This window comes from Thermogutta sp. (genome assembly GCF_039793925.1).
Classification (GTDB): Bacteria; Planctomycetota; Planctomycetia; order Pirellulales; family Thermoguttaceae; genus Thermogutta.
On the sequence record NZ_JBAMME010000093.1, the window covers coordinates 1 to 1,406 of the forward strand.

Annotated in this window: 1 protein-coding gene; it reads left to right on the forward strand. The window is 53.4% G+C overall.

The genetic code is table 11. From position 1 onward, the window contains the following. Positions 1-608 (forward strand): hypothetical protein (locus ABJK56_RS03580; RefSeq protein WP_347243296.1); only part of this gene is annotated, 608 nt, incomplete at its 5' end. Between the last annotated feature and the right edge of the window lie 798 nt (positions 609-1,406).

The window sequence follows — 1,406 nt, forward strand, 5'->3', positions numbered from 1 at the left end:
AAAGCTTCAACCTCTACGCCTACGTCCGCAACAACCCGGTGAGTGCGGTGGATCCGGACGGGCGAAAGGATAACCGAACGACGGAGGAAAAGGCGGTCTTCGAGGACCCCGACGTCCTTTTGGCTATGGGACTGATCATCGAATTAACGGGCTATGAAAGACCTTTTGCCGATCGCTGGGAGGCCGGAGTGGTTATTCTCAAGGTTGGAGAGGATGACTACACCTGCCCGTGTGTCGCCACAGACGGTAGGCTCAGAAGTGTCAGGCTAACTGAACCCGGCGAGATTGAAAATGGCGTTCGGGTTGCCGACGGCACCTCTGTGTTTGGAACCGTTCACTCGCACCCTGGTTCTGGTCGGGTAGTTGAAGGTGGGCGTCGCCTAGGTTGGACGGACCCCTCAAAACCAAGCCGAGCGGACGAAAATAACGCCAAAGCTCGCGGTGTTCCCAGCTACATCATTGACAGCAACAAAAGGCTTATCAAGTACGACCCAAAGACGGATCGAACAACCAAGGTTCTGACCGGAAAGGACTGGAAGAAATACCAAGAGCGTGCGAAAAGGCTAGTGAAAGTAAGGTCGTCGGATGACCTATCGAAACAGAAATGAGTTGTGTTTCAAAAGAGCGTGCTTTTGCGAGAGGCGGAAGTAAAACGATGATAGGGTACAGATGGTTAGGCAATTGTCTGGTGCTCACCCTGGTGGGTCTCTTGATAAGTTGTACCACCTTTCTGGGGGAAGAAAGGGAACCGGAGTGTCCTTTAGTCATTAGGCTGCGTACGGAGTTCGTCAAGAATCCGATCGTGGAGCTGAACGCAGAATTTTACCCACCGGAGCTAAAGACTGTCCGAATTTACCCACCGGGTCCCATTGCATTCAAGGTACATCCGTCTCGCTTAGCGAGGTGGCACTCCAGGGATTCAGACACCATAAGTACTTACGGCCTACCGATCCGTGTGGAGCTACGAGAACGTGAGGTTTCAGCTGATTGGCTCCTTCGTAGGTGGGTTAATTGGGACTACGTGGCGTGGTTCGATGCCTACGGGTACGGGTATGTCGAGCCTGGCTGGTATCAGATCCAGTTTGAGTACGCGCCGGTGAATGGTGTGAAGGGCCGCTGTGTTGTTACCACGGCGCCATTTTACGTTGAGGAGGATCTGGTCCTTGAACCGAGTGAAGCGATTGACCTTCGGCAATACGTCTGGTCGGAAAGGCCCGAAAGAGTGCTTCGATGGTAGCACCGCGTTTTCTCAATGGCCTTTCCTTCGCTTTGAAAGCTGATCCGGCTATTGAAAAGGCCTGGGACTGAACTGTTGCGCCTTACGGAGAGACCGCTTTTCCTGGTATCCTTTGGGGAGCATGAGGCAGGTGAGTTTTGGGGGGTACTGGGCGATGTACGGGTACGAT